The 14,715-nt window shown below is 68.5% G+C and carries 12 protein-coding genes and 1 tRNA gene; 5 read left to right on the top strand and 8 right to left on the bottom strand.

Annotated features, from left to right (window positions below; all coding sequences use genetic code 11):
* Window positions 1–262: 262 nt before the first annotated feature.
* Window positions 263–2,230, top strand: a complete 1,968-nt coding sequence (gene acs / locus ACFWHT_RS13320; RefSeq protein WP_378829288.1) for an acetate--CoA ligase — start codon at window positions 263–265, stop codon at window positions 2,228–2,230.
* Window positions 2,231–2,285: 55 nt separating this feature from the next.
* Here the strand turns inward: acs and ACFWHT_RS13315 are convergent, their stop codons facing one another.
* Window positions 2,286–2,744, bottom strand: a complete 459-nt coding sequence (locus ACFWHT_RS13315) for a RidA family protein (protein ID WP_378829286.1) — start codon at window positions 2,742–2,744, stop codon at window positions 2,286–2,288.
* A complete protein-coding gene (locus ACFWHT_RS13310; RefSeq protein WP_378829283.1) occupies window positions 2,741–2,998 on the bottom strand; it encodes a hypothetical protein in 258 nt (85 codons plus the stop codon). The genes ACFWHT_RS13315 and ACFWHT_RS13310 overlap by 4 nt, the downstream gene beginning before the upstream one ends.
* Before the next feature lie 79 nt (window positions 2,999–3,077).
* On the opposite strand from ACFWHT_RS13310, the gene ACFWHT_RS13305 reads away from it, so the two are divergent.
* From ACFWHT_RS13305 to ACFWHT_RS13290, 4 genes are all read left to right on the top strand, one after another.
* The gene (locus tag ACFWHT_RS13305; RefSeq protein ID WP_378829281.1) at window positions 3,078–5,678 is read left to right on the top strand and encodes a transglycosylase domain-containing protein; all 2,601 of its coding nucleotides are present in this window, start codon (window positions 3,078–3,080) and stop codon (window positions 5,676–5,678) included.
* Entirely contained in the window at window positions 5,675–6,613 is a 939-nt protein-coding gene (locus tag ACFWHT_RS13300; RefSeq protein WP_378829279.1) for a metallophosphoesterase, read from the top strand. Before ACFWHT_RS13305 ends, ACFWHT_RS13300 begins: the two co-directional genes overlap by 4 nt.
* A gap of 51 nt (window positions 6,614–6,664) precedes the next feature.
* Window positions 6,665–6,741, top strand: a tRNA-Pro gene (locus ACFWHT_RS13295).
* Between the two features lie 87 nt (window positions 6,742–6,828).
* The gene (locus ACFWHT_RS13290) at window positions 6,829–7,602 is read left to right on the top strand and encodes an HAD-IIB family hydrolase (RefSeq protein WP_378829277.1); all 774 of its coding nucleotides are present in this window, start codon (window positions 6,829–6,831) and stop codon (window positions 7,600–7,602) included.
* A gap of 157 nt (window positions 7,603–7,759) precedes the next feature.
* Here the strand turns inward: ACFWHT_RS13290 and ACFWHT_RS13285 are convergent, their stop codons facing one another.
* The 6 genes from ACFWHT_RS13285 to ACFWHT_RS13260 form a co-directional block, all read right to left on the bottom strand.
* Window positions 7,760–9,019 (bottom strand): alpha-hydroxy-acid oxidizing protein, encoded by a 1,260-nt coding sequence (locus ACFWHT_RS13285; protein ID WP_378829275.1) that lies wholly within the window; start codon window positions 9,017–9,019, stop codon window positions 7,760–7,762.
* A gap of 25 nt (window positions 9,020–9,044) precedes the next feature.
* Entirely contained in the window at window positions 9,045–9,785 is a 741-nt protein-coding gene (locus ACFWHT_RS13280; RefSeq protein ID WP_378829273.1) for a FadR/GntR family transcriptional regulator, read from the bottom strand.
* A gap of 60 nt (window positions 9,786–9,845) precedes the next feature.
* Window positions 9,846–10,475, bottom strand: coding sequence for a thymidine kinase (locus tag ACFWHT_RS13275; protein ID WP_378829271.1), 630 nt, complete (start codon window positions 10,473–10,475; stop codon window positions 9,846–9,848).
* Between the two features lie 10 nt (window positions 10,476–10,485).
* A complete protein-coding gene (gene mqo / locus ACFWHT_RS13270; RefSeq protein ID WP_378829498.1) occupies window positions 10,486–11,916 on the bottom strand; it encodes a malate dehydrogenase (quinone) in 1,431 nt (476 codons plus the stop codon).
* Window positions 11,917–12,006: 90 nt separating this feature from the next.
* Window positions 12,007–13,080 (bottom strand): aspartate-semialdehyde dehydrogenase, encoded by a 1,074-nt coding sequence (locus ACFWHT_RS13265; RefSeq protein ID WP_378829269.1) that lies wholly within the window; start codon window positions 13,078–13,080, stop codon window positions 12,007–12,009.
* 275 nt (window positions 13,081–13,355) lie between these two features.
* Window positions 13,356–14,642: an aspartate kinase gene (locus ACFWHT_RS13260; protein WP_378829267.1), complete on the bottom strand. Its 1,287-nt coding sequence runs from the start codon at window positions 14,640–14,642 to the stop codon at window positions 13,356–13,358.
* Window positions 14,643–14,715 lie beyond the last annotated feature (73 nt).

The following is a 14,715-nucleotide window of genomic DNA, read 5'->3' as shown; positions in this document are numbered from 1 at the left end:
CTGCAGGAAGACCGAAGGGCGGCACCTCACGGGGGGAATGAGATGCCGCCCACGCGCATGCCCGTATTCGGGGGGGGTGTCGGGCGCGCTGAAGCCGGAATGAGATTCGGCTGAGGTCAGTGTATGCAGGCGCGAAGTTCGACGCAAACGAGACCCACTACCGACTTTCGACAGTAGGCCGCCGGCATGCCCGCGACTAGATTCGCCGTGTCACGGACGTGCCCCGACACGTTTCCCAGCCCGCGCAAAGGAACGAATTGCCATGAGCAGCCAGATCGACCACCTCCTCGATGAGTCGCGGAAGTTCCCGCCGTCCTCGGAGTTCGTCGCCCAGTCCATCGACGACCCGGCCCTGTACGAACGCGCCGAGACCGACCGTCTCGGCTTCTGGAGCGATCAGGCCCGGGAGCTCGTGCACTGGCACAAGCCGTTCACGCAGGTGCTCGACTGGTCGAACCCGCCGTTCGCGAAGTGGTTCGACGACGGCGAGCTCAACGTCGCCTACAACTGCCTCGACCGTCACGTGGAGGCCGGGCTCGGCGACCGCGTCGCCCTGCACTGGGAGGGCGAGCCGGGCGACTCCCGCCGCATCACCTACGCGGAGCTCACCGACGAGGTCAAGCGCGCCGCGAACGTTCTCGCGCAGATGGGTGTCGGTCACGGGGACCGCGTCGCGATCTACCTGCCGATGATCCCCGAGGCGGTCGTCTCGATGCTCGCCGTCGCCCGTCTCGGCGCCATCCACTCCGTGGTGTTCGGCGGCTTCAGCGCCGACAGCCTGCGCTCGCGCATCGACGACGCGGGGGCGAAGGTCGTCATCACCGCTGACGGCGGATACCGCAAGGGCAAGGTCTCGGCTCTCAAGCCGGCCGTCGACCAGGCGCTGGGCGACCGCGGCGAGGGCGAGCAGCAGACCGTGGAGCACGTGCTCGTCGTCAAGCGCGGGGGCAACGACGTGGACTGGAACGACGCGCGCGACGTCTGGTGGCACGACGCGGTGCCCTCGGCGTCGGCGGAGCACGAGGCGCAGGCCTTCCCGGCCGAGAACCCGCTGTTCATCCTGTACACCTCCGGCACCACCGGCAAGCCCAAGGGCATCCTGCACACCTCCGGCGGCTACCTCACCCAGGCCGCGTACACCCACAAGTACGCCTTCGACCTGCATCCCGAGACCGACGTGTTCTGGTGCACGGCCGACATCGGCTGGGTCACCGGGCACTCGTACGTCACCTACGGTCCGCTCGCCAACGGGGCGACCCAACTCATGTACGAGGGAACGCCCGATGCCCCGCATCCGGGCCGCTGGTGGGAGCTGATCCAGAAGTACGGGGTGACGATCTTCTACACCGCCCCGACCGCGATCCGCTCGTTCATGAAGATCGGCCGGCAGGTCCCGCAGCAGTACGACCTCTCGAGTCTGCGCGTGCTGGGGTCGGTCGGCGAGCCCATCAATCCCGAAGCGTGGATGTGGTACCGGGAGGTGATCGGCGGCAACCGCACCCCGATCGTCGACACCTGGTGGCAGACCGAGACGGGGGCGATGATGGTCACGCCCCTGCCCGGCATCACCGCGACCAAGCCGGGATCGGCTCAGGTGCCCCTCCCGGGCATCTCGATCGACGTGACCGACGACGACGGGAACGCCGTGGGCAACGGCAACGGCGGTCTGCTGGTGATCACCGAGCCCTGGCCGTCGATGCTGCGCGGCATCTGGGGCGACCCGGAGCGGTTCAAGGAGACCTACTGGGAGAAGTTCCAGGACAAGGGGTACTACTTCGCCGGCGACGGCGCGCGCCTGGACGAGGACGGCGACCTGTGGCTGCTCGGCCGCGTCGACGACGTCATGAACGTCTCCGGCCACCGCCTGTCCACCACCGAGATCGAGTCGTCGCTGGTCGCACACGAGGCCACGGCCGAGGCGGCCGTCGTGGGCGCATCGGACGAGACCACGGGCCAGGCCGTGGTGGCGTTCGTCATCATCAAGCAGAGCTACCTCGACGAGCACTCCCCCGAGGGCCTCGCGGCGCTGCTGCGCGCCTGGGTCGGCGAGCAGATCGGGCCCATCGCCCGGCCGCGCGATGTGTACATCGTGAACGAGCTGCCGAAGACCCGCTCGGGCAAGATCATGCGGCGTCTGCTGCGCGATGTGGCCGAGGGCCGGGAGGTCGGCGACACCACGACCCTGGCCGACACCATGGTCATGAGCACCATCACGCAGCAGGTCAAGTAGCCCCTGCGCGAAGCGGCCCCTCTCCGGATTCCGGGAGGGGCCGCTTCGTCGAAGGTCAGGCCAGGATGAACGCGACCTCGACCTCGACGGGAGTGTCCAGGGGCAGCACGGCCACGCCGACCGCGGCGCGGGCGTGCTTGCCCGCGTCGCCGAAGATCTCGCCGAGCACTTCGCTGGCCCCGTTGATCACACCGGGCTGGCCCGTGAACGACGGGTCGGATGCCACGAAGCCGCCCACACGCAGCACGCCGGCGATGCGGTCGACCCCGCCGGCGGCGGAAGCGGCGGCGGCCAGCGCGTTCAGCGCGCAGGTGCGGGCGTAGCCCTTTGCGGCATCCGCGTCGACCTCCGCGCCGACCTTGCCGGTCTCGGGCAGCGCGCCGTTCACGAACGGCAGCTGACCCGAGGTGTACACGACGCCACCGTGCACGACGGCGGGGACGTACGCGGCCACGGGGGCGACGACGGCGGGAAGCTCGATGCCGAGCTCCTCAAGGCGGGTGGCGATGCTCACTGGGTGTCTCCCTTCGACTCACTGCGTTCGCTCAGGACATCGCCTTCGAACTGACGAGCTGCTTCAGCAGCGGCGGCGAGGCCGGCATTGGCCGTGGAATCCTGGGTGACCGGCCGCTTGAAGTAGGCGACGAGGCCGCCCTCGGGGCCCTGCACGACCTGCACGAGCTCCCAGCCCTGCTTGCCCCAGTTGTTGAGGATCGCGGCGGTGTTGTGAATCAGCAGCGGCGTGGTCAGATACTCCCACGTGGTCATGGCACTCCTGCGTGTCGTCGACGGCGGCGAGGCCGGACGTCGAGGCTTCTATTCAGGGAACTCCCCTAGCATCAAGCGTATGCCTCAAACGAAACGCACGGTGAAGGGTGTGCTCGGCGGGCTGCTGGGCCTGGTCGGCCTGAGCGCCGTCGCCGGTGTGCTGGCGACTGCAGCCGTCACCCCCGCCATCGCCATCGCCGGGGTCACCGGCTCCCAGGCCCTGTCGATCTTCGAGGACCTGCCCGACAGCCTCACCCCGGGCACTCCGATGGAGCCGACGATCTTCTACGCGACCGGCGACAACGGCAAGCCTTTCCAGCTCGCCAAGTTCTACGAGCAGAACCGCGTTCCGGTGACCTTCGACCAGGTCTCCCCGCTGCTGTACGACGCACTGCTGTCCAGCGAGGACAAGAGCTTCTACGAGCACGGCGGCATCAATCTGGGATCCACCGCGAGCGCGCTCCTCGACTACGTGAAGGGCACGTCCTCGCGCGGCGCGTCGACGATCAGCCAGCAGTTCGTGAAGAACGTGCTGATCCAGGAGTGCGAGCAGGAGACGTCCCCCAGCGATCCCGACTACTCGGAGAAGCTCAACGCCTGCTGGACCGATGCGACGCAGGCGAGCGGCGCGGAGGGCATCGAGCGCAAGCTGCAGGAGATGCGCTACGCCATCCAGATCGAGAAGGACTACTCGAAGAACGACATCCTGCTCGGCTATCTGAACGTCGCCAACTTCGGAGGCCAGACCTACGGCATCGAGGCCGCCTCCAACTACTATTTCGGCACCACCGCCAAGAAGCTCACCCTCGACCAGGCCGCCACCCTCGCCGGCATCGTGCAGAACCCCAACCGGTTCCGCTTCGACAAGAAGAAGGGCAGCTGGACCGACAGCACGGGCAAGGTGCGCAACACCGAGGAAGACGGCTACGCCGACACCAAGCTGCGCCGCAACTACGTGCTCGACCGCATGCTGGCCGACGGCAAGATCACGGAGAAGCAGCATGAGGACGCCACGGCACTCCCCATCACGCCGAACATCAAGCCGAGCACGCAGGGATGCCAGGCGGCCGGAGATCAGGCGTACTTCTGCCAGTACGTGAAGGAAGTCATCGAGAACGACGAGGCGTTCGGCAGCAGCGACGCCGAGCGGGCCGACACGCTGCGTCGCGGAGGCCTGAGCGTGTACACCTCGCTCGACATGCGCGTTCAGCGCCCCGGCAACGAGGCGATCGACTTCTACGCCCCCGTCTACCTCGAAGGCAAGAGTTTCGGCGCAACCGGAGTGACCGTCGAGGCGGACACGGGGCGCATCATCGCCATGGTGCAGAACACCAAGTTCAATGAGACCGACCGGGCCAACAAGGCCAAGGGCGAGACCGGCCTGGTCTACGCCGCTGACAAGGCGCACGGCAACTCCATCGGCGTCCCCGGCGGATCGACGTACAAGATGTTCACCCTCGTGGAGTGGCTCAAGCAGGGGCACTCCGTCAACGAGGTGCTCGACGGCCGCACGCGCATCTTCAAGGAGTTCACCGTCTGCGGTCAGCCGTTCACGAACAGCGAGCTCGTCAAGAACTTCGGCAACAACCGCGGACGCGTCTCGAACGTGATGGACTTCACGCGCACCTCGCTGAACACGGGCTTCCTCGCCATGGCGCAGCAGCTCGATCTGTGCGAGATCAACAAGACCGCCGCCTCCATGGGCGTTCACCTCGGCAATCTCGCTCCCGTCACGGGAACCCCGACCGACAGCGAGCCGTACAAGGGCAACTACCCGTACGAGACGACTCTGGGGTCCAAGTACATCGCGCCGATCCAGATGGCCGGCGCGTACGCGACAGTCGCCAACAAGGGCATCTACTGCACGCCGCGGGCGATCGACAAGGTGATCGGGCCGGACGGCAAGGAGATGACCCTGCCCGACTCGTCCTGCAAGCAGGTGCTCTCTCCCGAGGTCGCAGCGACGGCGGCGTACGCCCTGCAGGGAGTGATGAACGGCGGAACGGGAGGCCCGGCCAACCCGTACGACGGCACGCCGCTCATCGGCAAGACGGGTACGCACCAGAACGCGGGCACGGCCATGGCCATGTCCAGCACGAAGGCTGCGACCTTCGTCTATGCCGGCAAGATGGATGGCAAGGACTACTACCTCAACCGCGAGTACTTCAACGGCAGACCACTGAACACGGTCCGCTACAACGTCTCGAAGGCTCTGCAGCGCGCCGCGGACAGGCTCTACCCCGGTTCGCGTTTCCCCGAGCCCGACCGCAACCTCATCCGTCGCGTGCTGAAGGATCTGCCCGACGTCGTGGGCAAGTCGGTCGAAGAGGCGACGAGCATCGTCGAAGGCGCCGGCTTCTCCGTGCAGGTGGGCGATCCGGTGGACAGCACCGTCGGCGCCGGTCTCATTGCCGCGCAGACACCGGGCGCAGGTCAGGTTCCCAGCGGCACCACGGTCACGCTGAGCCCGAGCACCGGCAAGGCGCCCGAGAAGACGGTGCCGAACGTCACGGGCGCGAAGTTCAACCAGGCGCGCAAGGCGCTCCAGGACGCCGGGTTCGACGTCTCGGGCGACGGCTGCAACGGGGGCGCCACCGTCACCGGGCAGGACCCGGGTGCCGAGTCGAAGGCGCAACCCGGCGCGACGGTCACGCTCACCTGCCAGCAGGAGGACGATTGAGTTCCCGCAGGTCTGCACACCCGGCCCTCATCGCGCTCGGCGCGGTGGGGGCCGCCGGTGTCGCGGCGGCGGTGTGGGGCATCGGCATCGAACGGTACCTGTTCACCGTGCGCGAGGTCATCGCGCCCGCACTCGCGCCCGGCAGCGCTCCTGTGCGCGTGCTGCATCTGTCAGATGCGCACATGGCGCCCTGGCAGCACCGCAAGCAGGAGTGGCTGGCCTCTCTCGCCGAGCTCGAGCCCGACCTCGTGGTGAACACCGGCGACAACCTCGGCCATCAGGACGGCCTGCGCGGCATCCGCCGGGCCTTCGCTCCCCTGGCCGGCATCCCCGGGGTCTTCGTGCACGGCTCCAACGACGTGCAGGCGCCGTCACCGCGCAATCCGCTGAAGTACTTCGGCGGTCCCTCCCGGCACGTGCGCGGCGCGGTGCTGCTCGACACGGATGCCATGGACGCCTTCTTCACCGATGAGCTCGGCTGGAATGACCTGAACAACGCCGCCGCACGCCTGCAGATCGCCGGGAACACGGTCGACTTCCTCGGCGTGAACGACGCCCATCGCGACTGGGACGAGCTCGATGCACTCCCGGGAGCCCTGTCCGCCCTCGGGAAGCGCCCGGCAGGTGCATCCGCGATCGGCGTGACCCACGCGCCCTACCGCCGCGTGCTGGACCGCTTCGTGGATCTCGGTGCGGATGTCGTCTTCGGCGGTCACACGCACGGCGGGCAGGTGTGCCTGCCGGGATACGGCGCGCTGGTCGCGAATTGTGACATCCCGCTGAAGCAGGCCAAGGGCCTGAGCACGTGGAGCCACGGCGGACGTACCGTGCCCCTGAACGTCAGCGCCGGATGCGGGCACTCCATCTACGCGCCGGTGCGCTTCGCCTGCCGCCCCGAGGCGACGCTGCTCACGCTGACGCCGCGCTCCGCCTGACGCCGATTCGTCGTTGCGCGGCTGCGCATGTAGACTTGAACGGTTGCAAAACGGGGTGTGGCGCAGCTTGGTAGCGCGCTTCGTTCGGGACGAAGAGGCCGCAGGTTCAAATCCTGTCACCCCGACCAGATGTGAGAAGGGACCCGCCTGAGGCGGGTCCCTTCTCACATGTCCGAGGCAGTCCCACAGCCTGCCTCCGATACCCTGGAGCCATCATGAACTCGCCTCGCCTGGTCGCCTTCGATCTCGACGACACGCTCGCCCCGTCGAAGGGGCAGATCGACGATCGCATCGCCGATCTGCTGTGCGCCCTGCTGCAGCGCGTCGAGGTCGCGATCATCTCCGGAGGCAACGAGGAGCAGTTCCGCACCCAGGTGATCGCACGGCTGACCGGTGCCTCGGCATCCGATCTCGCCCGCCTGCACCTGCTCCCCACGTGCGGCACCCGTTACCTTCGCCATGACGGCACGTCCTTCGCCACCGTGTACGCGCACGACCTCACCGATCAGGAGAAGCGCGACGCGCTCACCGCCCTCCGCGAAGAGGCCGAGGGGCTGGGCCTGTGGGAGCGCGAGCCGTGGGGCGAGATCCTCGAGGATCGCGGTTCCCAGATCACCTTCTCGGCACTGGGCCAGAAGGCTCCGCGCGACGCCAAGCACGCGTGGGACCCGACGGGTTCGCGGCGCGCCGCCCTGCGCGATGCGGTCGCCGCCCGTCTGCCCGGACTCGAAGTGCGCTCCGGCGGCTCGACGAGCATCGACATCACCCGCGCGGGCATCGACAAGGCCTACGGCATGCGGCAGCTGACCGAGCACGCCGGCATCCCGCTGGGTGACATGCTGTTCTACGGCGACCGGCTCGATGAGGGCGGCAACGACTACCCCGTGCTCGCGATCGGCGTCCCCTCCGTGGCCGTCGAGGGCTGGGAGGACACCGCCGACCGGCTCGATGGTCTCCTCGCCACGCTGCCCGCGCCCGTCACGCGCTGACCCGCCGCGAAGCCCGCTCTCTGGGCCGGCATCGGGATTCCTGCGGCATCCGTGCTCCCAGAACAGGACGATCCGCGAGGACAGGACGATTCTCAGAGGAAACGTCATGTTCTCGACGTCTGTCCTGTCCTGGGGACGGGGGTCGGATGACGAGGCGTCAGCTCCCGACGACCTCCGACGCCGCTTCCGCGACCGGCACCAGCCGCGAGAGCTGCGTGACGTGCTGGGGCTCCAGCTCGGCGAGCGACGAGACGCCGAGCAGGCGCATCGTGCGCTCGATCTCGGTGCGCAGGATCGCGATCGTGCGGTCCACACCCTGCCGCCCGCCCGCCATCAGGCCGTAGAGATACGCGCGGCCGATGAGCGTGAAGTCCGCGCCGAGCGCGACGGATGCCACGATGTCGGCTCCGTTCATGATCCCGGTGTCGACCATGACGGTGAAGTCGTCGCCGACCGCCTTGCGGACGTGCGGCAGCAGGCGGAACGGGATGGGGGCGCGGTCGAGCTGGCGCCCGCCGTGGTTCGAGAGCACGATGCCGTCGACACCGGCATCCTTCAGTCGCACCGAGTCCTCGACGTTCTGCACGCCCTTGATGACGATCTTCCCGGGCCACAGGTCGCGGATGACGGCCAGGTCGTCGTAGCTGATCGTGGGGTCCATGGCGGCATCGAGCAGCTCTCCGACCGTGCCGCCGGTGGTGCTGAGCGAGGCGAACTCGAGCTTGGGCGTGGTGAGGAAGTCGTACCACCACCACGGCCGCGGGATCGCGTTGATGATCGTGCCCAGGGTGAGCTGCGGCGGGATGCTGAAGCCGTTGCGCTTGTCGCGCAGGCGCGCGCCGGCGACCGGGGTGTCGACGGTGAACTGCAGGGTGTCGAAGCCTGCAGCCGCGGCGCGGCGGGTGAGCTCGTAGGAGATCTCGCGGTCGCGCATGACGTACAGCTGGAACCAGTTGCGGCCGTGCGGGTTCGCGGCCTTCACCCCCTCGATGGAGGTCGTGCCGAGCGTCGAGAGAGTGAACGGGATGCCCGCGGCGGCGGCGGCCCCGGCGCCCGCGGTCTCACCCTCGGTCTGCATCAGCCGGGTGAAGCCGGTGGGCGCGATGCCGAACGGCAGCGCGGACGGCCCACCGAGGATCTCGACCGTGGTGTCGACGGTCGGTGCGGGCTTGAGGATGCCCGGGTGGAACTCGACGTCCTCGAATGCCTGGCGGGCGCGCGCCAGTGAGAGCTCGCCCTCGGCTGCGCCGTCGGTGTAGTCGAAGGCGGCCTTCGGCGTGCGGCGCTTCGCGATCGTGCGCAGATCGTAGATCGTCAGGGCCGCGTCGAGCCGGCGCTTGCGTCCGTTGAGCTCGGGCTTCTTGAACCTCATGAGCTCGAGCAGCTCGACGGGGTTGGGCAGCTGGCGCTGGACCATGTGCGTTCCTCTCTGGACCTTCGGGTCAGTGCTCGCCGGACACGAGCCCGGCCGCGGTGTAGTAGCCGGTGATGTGGGTGCGCACGAGCGCGCGAGCGGCGACGGAGCCACCCGCCTCGATCGCGTCGACGATCTCGTGATGTTCTGCCCGCAGACGCGAAGCCATGGCATCCCAGTCCTCGATGCGGGCCGATCCGTCGAGCACGTACGACTCGATGGCGGTGCGCAGTCCCGCCATCATCGCGGTGATGACCGTGTTGCCCGAAGCGGCTGCGAGCGCGTAGTGCAGCTCGGCGTCGAGAGCGAGGAACTCCGGTGCCGTGAGGCCGTCGTCGTCCATCGCGCGCAGGATGCTGCGCACGCCGCCGAGGTCGCGATCGGGGTCTTCGCTGAGGCGCGCCGCCACCGCGTCCTCCAGCACGAGCCGGGTCTGCACGACATCCGAGAGCGGGAAGCCCTGTGCGGCGACCTGCAGGCGCAGCAGCGCCGACATGCCTCCCGAAGGCGCTGCGATCACGATCGCTCCCGCCTGCGGGCCCGACCCGGTCGAGGTGCGGATGAGTCCCATGACCTCCAGCACACGCAGCGCCTCGCGGACGCTGGAGCGACCCACACCGAGGTCGGCGGCGAGTTCGCGCTCCGCCGGCAGCCGGTCGCCGGGACCGAGTGCCCCTTCGATCAGGTCGCGCTCGATGCGGGCCAGCACGGTGCGCCAGGCACGCTGCGTGCCGGTGCGCGCATCGGCTCCCGTCGGCTGCTCGAGCATCCGTCCTCCTGTGGTCTGACCACAGATTACGCCGTGTGGTCAGACCACGCAAACGCACGCTCAGGCGAGGACGCCGTCGGACTCCTCGAGGTAGCAGTTGCCGCACAACGACTCGTAGGTCACCGCAGCCCCGTCGATGGCGACCTGATCCCCGTCGAACACGAAGCGCCCGTCGGCGACACGGCCGTTGAAGACCGCCTTGCGCCCGCACCGGCAGATCGTCTTCAGCTCCTCGAGGGAATGCGCGATGGCCAGCAGCCGGGCGGAGCCCGGAAAGGCGTGCGTGCGGAAGTCGTTGCGGATGCCGTAGGCCATCACCGGGATGCCGTCGAGCACCGCGATGCGGAAGAGGTCGTCGATCTGTGCCTCGGAGAGGAACTGCGCCTCGTCGATCAGCAGGCACGCGACGTCGGCGGGCTCCGTCGGCAGCAGTTCGTCCTCGCTCTCGCGGCGGACGCGCTCGCGCTGCTCGGCGAAGAGGGCCCGGGCGTCGTCGTGCGGGCCGATCAGGAAGTCGACCTCACGGGTCACGCCCAGACGGCTCTCGATCTGCGAGGCGCCCTTGGTGTCGATCTCGGGCTTGGCCAGCAGCACGCGCTGACCGCGCTCCTCATAGTTGTAGGCGGCCTGCAGCAGAGCGGTCGACTTGCCCGAGTTCATCGCGCCGTAGCGGAAGTACAGCTTCGCCACGGTCGCCTCGTCAGGCCGAGAGAGCCAGCGTCGACGCGGTCTCGTCCATGGACTGCGCCGCGACCTCCGGCTTGTCGTTGAGGGTGTCGCCCATCGTCGGGATCAGCTCGCGCAGCGCCGGCTTCCAGCCCGCGTACTGGTCGGGGAAGCAGCGTTCGAGCAGCCCGAGCATGATCGGCACCGCGGTCGAGGCGCCCGGCGATGCTCCCAGCAGCCCCGCGATCGTGCCGTCCTGCGACGCGATGACCTCGGTGCCGAACTGCAGGACGCCACCCTTCTCCGGGTCCTTCTTCATGACCTGCGCGCGCTGGCCGGCCTGGATCAGCGTCCAGTCCTCGTCCTTCGCCGTGGGCATGAACGTGCGCAGGCTGTCGACCTTCTTGCCGTGATTCTTCACGAGCTCACCGAGCAGGTAGGTGATCAGGTCGGGATTCGCGAACGCGACCCGCAGCATCGGCCACAGGTTGTGCGGACGCACCTGCGAGACGATGTCGAGCATCGATCCGTTCTTGAGGAACTTCGGGCTGAACGTCGCGAACGGCCCGAACAGCAGCGAGGACTCGCCGTCGACGACGCGGGCGTCGAGATGCGGCACCGACATCGGCGGGGCTCCGACCGACGCCTGCGAATAGACCTTCGCCCTGTGCTGGCCGACCACGGCGGGATTGCTGGTCTTGAGGAACTGCCCGCCGATCGGGAAGACGCCGTAGCCCTTGATCTCGGGGATGCCGCTGTTCTGCAGCAGCTTGAGAGCCCAGCCGCCCGCGCCGACGAAGACGAACCGCGCCTTGACCTCACCGGGGGTGCGTCCGATCGCCTGACGGTACCTGACCCGCCACGTGCCGTCGCTCTGCCGCTTGAGCGAGCGCACCTCGTGCTCGGTGCGCACCTGCACGCCCGACTCGGCGAGGTGGCTGAAGAGCTGATGGGTGAGCGCACCGAAGTCGACGTCGGTTCCCGAGGGGACCCTGGTCGCGGCGAACGGCTCGCCCTTGCGGCGCTTCTGCATGAGCAGCGGCGCCCACTGGTTGATGACTCGGGAGTCCTCGCTGTACTCGATCCCGGCGAACAGCGGCTGCTTCTTGAGCACCTCGTAGCGCGCCTTGAGGTAGGCGACGTCCTTCTCACCGCGCACGAAGGTCATGTGCGGGGTGGAGTTGATGAAGGTGGACGGCGCGTCGAGCACGCCGCGATCGATGAGCGTGGACCAGAACTGACGGCTCTGCTGGAACTGCTCGTTGATCCCGATCGCCTTGGCCGGATCGAGCGAGCCGTCCTTGCCCTGGGGCATGTAGTTCAGCTCGCACAGCGCGGCGTGACCCGTGCCCGCGTTGTTCCACGGGTTCGAGCTCTCCTGCCCGACGTCGCTGAGTCGCTCGTAGGCGACGATCTTCCAGTCCGGCTGCAGCTCGTGCAGCAGGGTACCCAGCGTGGCGGACATGATGCCCCCACCGATCAGAACGACATCGACGGTTTCGGTCACCCGACCAGTCTAGTCGCCGGGGCGCGGCCCCGATCCCGCGGGAGGGGCTCAGGCGGATGCGGGGACGAGTCGCCTCGTGAGCTCCTCGGCGATCTGCACGGCGTTCAGCGCCGCACCCTTGCGCAGGTTGTCGTTGCTGATGAAGAGCACGAGGCCCTTGCCCTCCGGTGCCGACCGGTCGGCGCGGATGCGGCCCACGAAGCTCGGGTCCTTGCCCGCCGCCTGCAGGGGGGTGGGCACCTCATCGACGACGACGCCGGGAGCGGATGCCAGCACCTCGTACGCCCTGGCCGGGCTGATGTCGTTCGCGAACTCGACGTTGATCGACAGCGAGTGCCCGGTGAAGACGGGAACCCGCACGCAGGTGCCGGCGACACGCAGGTCGGGAAGGCCGAGGATCTTGCGGCTCTCGTTGCGGAGCTTCTTCTCCTCGTCGGTCTCGTTGTCGCCGTCGTCGACGACCGAGCCGGCCAGCGGGATGACGTCGAAGGCGATGGGGGCGACGTACTTCTCCGGCTGCGGGAAGTCCACGGCCGAACCGTCGTGCACGAGCCGGAGCGTGTCACCCTGGGCGAGCACGCCCTCGACCTGGCCGAGCAGCTCCTGCGCTCCGGCGAGGCCCGAGCCCGACACGGCCTGGTAGGTGCTGACGATGAGCCGCTCGAGGCCGGCCTCGGCATGCAGCGCTTTCAGCACCGGCATGGCGGCCATGGTCGTGCAGTTCGGGTTGGCGATGATGCCCTTGGGTCGCTCGTCCATCGCATCCGGGTTGACCTCGCTGACCACCAGCGGGACGTCCGGATCCATCCGCCACGCGCTGGAGTTGTCCACCACGACGGCGCCGGCCGCGGCGAACGCGGGCGCGTACGCGCGGCTCGCGGTCGCGCCGGCCGAGAACAGCGCGATGTCGATGCCCGAGGCATCCGCCGTCTCCACGTCCTCGACGATCACGTCCACTCCGCCGAACTCGATCGCCTTCCCGGCCGATCGGGCGGACGCGAACAGTCGCAGCTCGCGGATCGGGAACGAGCGCTCGGCGAGGATCTCGCGCATGACCGTGCCGACCTGGCCGGTCGCGCCGACGATGGCGATCGAGAATCCTGAGTCGGAGATACGGGTCATGTGGGGTCCTTGGCGTGGAGACGGGTGCGCCAGGCTCAGCCCCAGGTGCGGATGCTGCGCCTGGCGCCGATGTCAGGGTTGCGGTGAGTCTACCCGTTCGCCGCGGGACGCGGATCCGCCGTGACGTCGGCCGTCCCCGGGCCCCACTCACGGATGTCGGCGCAGACCACGGATGTCGGCGCAGCGCACAAATCTGCGCCGACATCCGTTGGACGAGCCGACATCTGTCGTTGATCCGGCGGGCCGAGACCCACCGGCAGGCTTCCCGGGTCGGATCAGCGCCCGGTGCCGGCGTGCACGACGGCCTCGATCTCGCTGTCGAGACCGTAGGCGGCGTGCACGGTGCGGGCGGCATCAGCGAGGTCGTCTCCGCGGACGACGACGGAGATCCGGATCTCGGATGTGGAGATCATCTCGATGTTGATCCCGCCCTCGCTGAGCGCCTCGAAGAGGATCGCCGAGACGCCGGAGTGCGTGCGCATGCCGGCGCCGACGACCGACAGCTTGCCGATCTGGTCGTCGTGCAGCAGGTTCTCGAATCCGACCTCGGACTGCTCGGCGGCGAGCGCCTTGAGCGTCGCGGGGGCGTCTGCCTTGGGCAGTGTGAAGGAGATGTCGGTGCGGCCGGTGGATGCCGCCGACACGTTCTGCACGATCATGTCGACGTTCGCACCCGACTTCGACACGATCTTGAAGATCTCGGCAGCCTTGCCGGGCACGTCGGGCACGCCCGCGACCGTGATCTTGGCCTGGCTGAGGTCGGTGGCGACGCCCGCGACGATGGGTTCTTCCATTGCTGCTCCCTCGGATCCGCGGGGGTTCTTCATGCCCTCGCCCAGAACGTAGGTGCCCTCGGCCGACGAGAACGTCGAACGGGCGTGTATGAGCACGCCGTGGCGGCGTGCGTACTCGACGGCGCGGATGTAGAGCACCTTCGCGCCGTTGGCCGCGAGCTCGAGCATCTCCTCACTGGAGACGTGGTCGAGCTTGCGCGCTCGCGGGATGACCCGCGGGTCGGCCGTGAAGATGCCGTCCACGTCGCTGTAGATCTCGCACACGTCGGCGTTGAGAGCCGCCGCGAGCGCGACGGCGGTGGTGTCGGACCCGCCCCGGCCGAGGGTGGTGATGTCGCGGGTGTCGCGGTTGAAGCCCTGGAAGCCGGCGACGATGACGATCGCGCCCTCGTCGAGCGCCTCGCGCAGTCGCACGGGGGTGACATCGACGATGCGCGCCTTGCCGTGATGCGAGTCGGTGATCATGCCGGCCTGGCTGCCGGTGAACGAACGCGCCTCGAAGCCCATGGAGTGGATGGCCATGGCCAGCAGCGCCATCGAGATGCGCTCACCGCTCGAGAGCAGCATGTCCAGCTCGCGGGGAGCCGGGATCGGGGCGACTTCGTGAGCGAGGTCGAGCATCTCGTCGGTGGTGTCGCCCATGGCGCTGACGGCGACGACGACGTCGTGTCCGGCACGACGGGTGTCGACGATGCGCTTGGCGACGCGCTTGATGCTCTCCGCGTCGGCGACGGACGAACCGCCGTACTTCTGCACGATCAGGGCCACGATCACTCCCGGGTACGGTGGGCGGATCCGCCCACGCACATTCTACGGATCGGGGCCATTCCGTTCCGGACAT

The sequence above is a fragment of the Microbacterium sp. NPDC058342 genome, assembly GCF_042723935.1.
GTDB lineage: Bacteria > Actinomycetota > Actinomycetes > Actinomycetales > Microbacteriaceae > Microbacterium.
This window is presented reverse-complemented; position numbering and strand designations above follow the sequence as displayed.

Coding starts and splice junctions, on each gene's coding strand:
- ACFWHT_RS13290 (WP_378829277.1), top strand. CDS start 6,829: ATGAACTCGCCTCGCCTGGTCGCCTTCGATCTCGACGACACGCTCGCC.
- ACFWHT_RS13265 (WP_378829269.1), bottom strand. CDS start 13,080: ATGACCCGTATCTCCGACTCAGGATTCTCGATCGCCATCGTCGGCGCG.
- ACFWHT_RS13310 (WP_378829283.1), bottom strand. CDS start 2,998: ATGACCACGTGGGAGTATCTGACCACGCCGCTGCTGATTCACAACACC.
- ACFWHT_RS13285 (WP_378829275.1), bottom strand. CDS start 9,019: ATGGTCCAGCGCCAGCTGCCCAACCCCGTCGAGCTGCTCGAGCTCATG.
- ACFWHT_RS13280 (WP_378829273.1), bottom strand. CDS start 9,785: ATGCTCGAGCAGCCGACGGGAGCCGATGCGCGCACCGGCACGCAGCGT.
- mqo (WP_378829498.1), bottom strand. CDS start 11,916: ATGTCCGCCACGCTGGGTACCCTGCTGCACGAGCTGCAGCCGGACTGG.
- ACFWHT_RS13305 (WP_378829281.1), top strand. CDS start 3,078: ATGCCTCAAACGAAACGCACGGTGAAGGGTGTGCTCGGCGGGCTGCTG.
- acs (WP_378829288.1), top strand. CDS start 263: ATGAGCAGCCAGATCGACCACCTCCTCGATGAGTCGCGGAAGTTCCCG.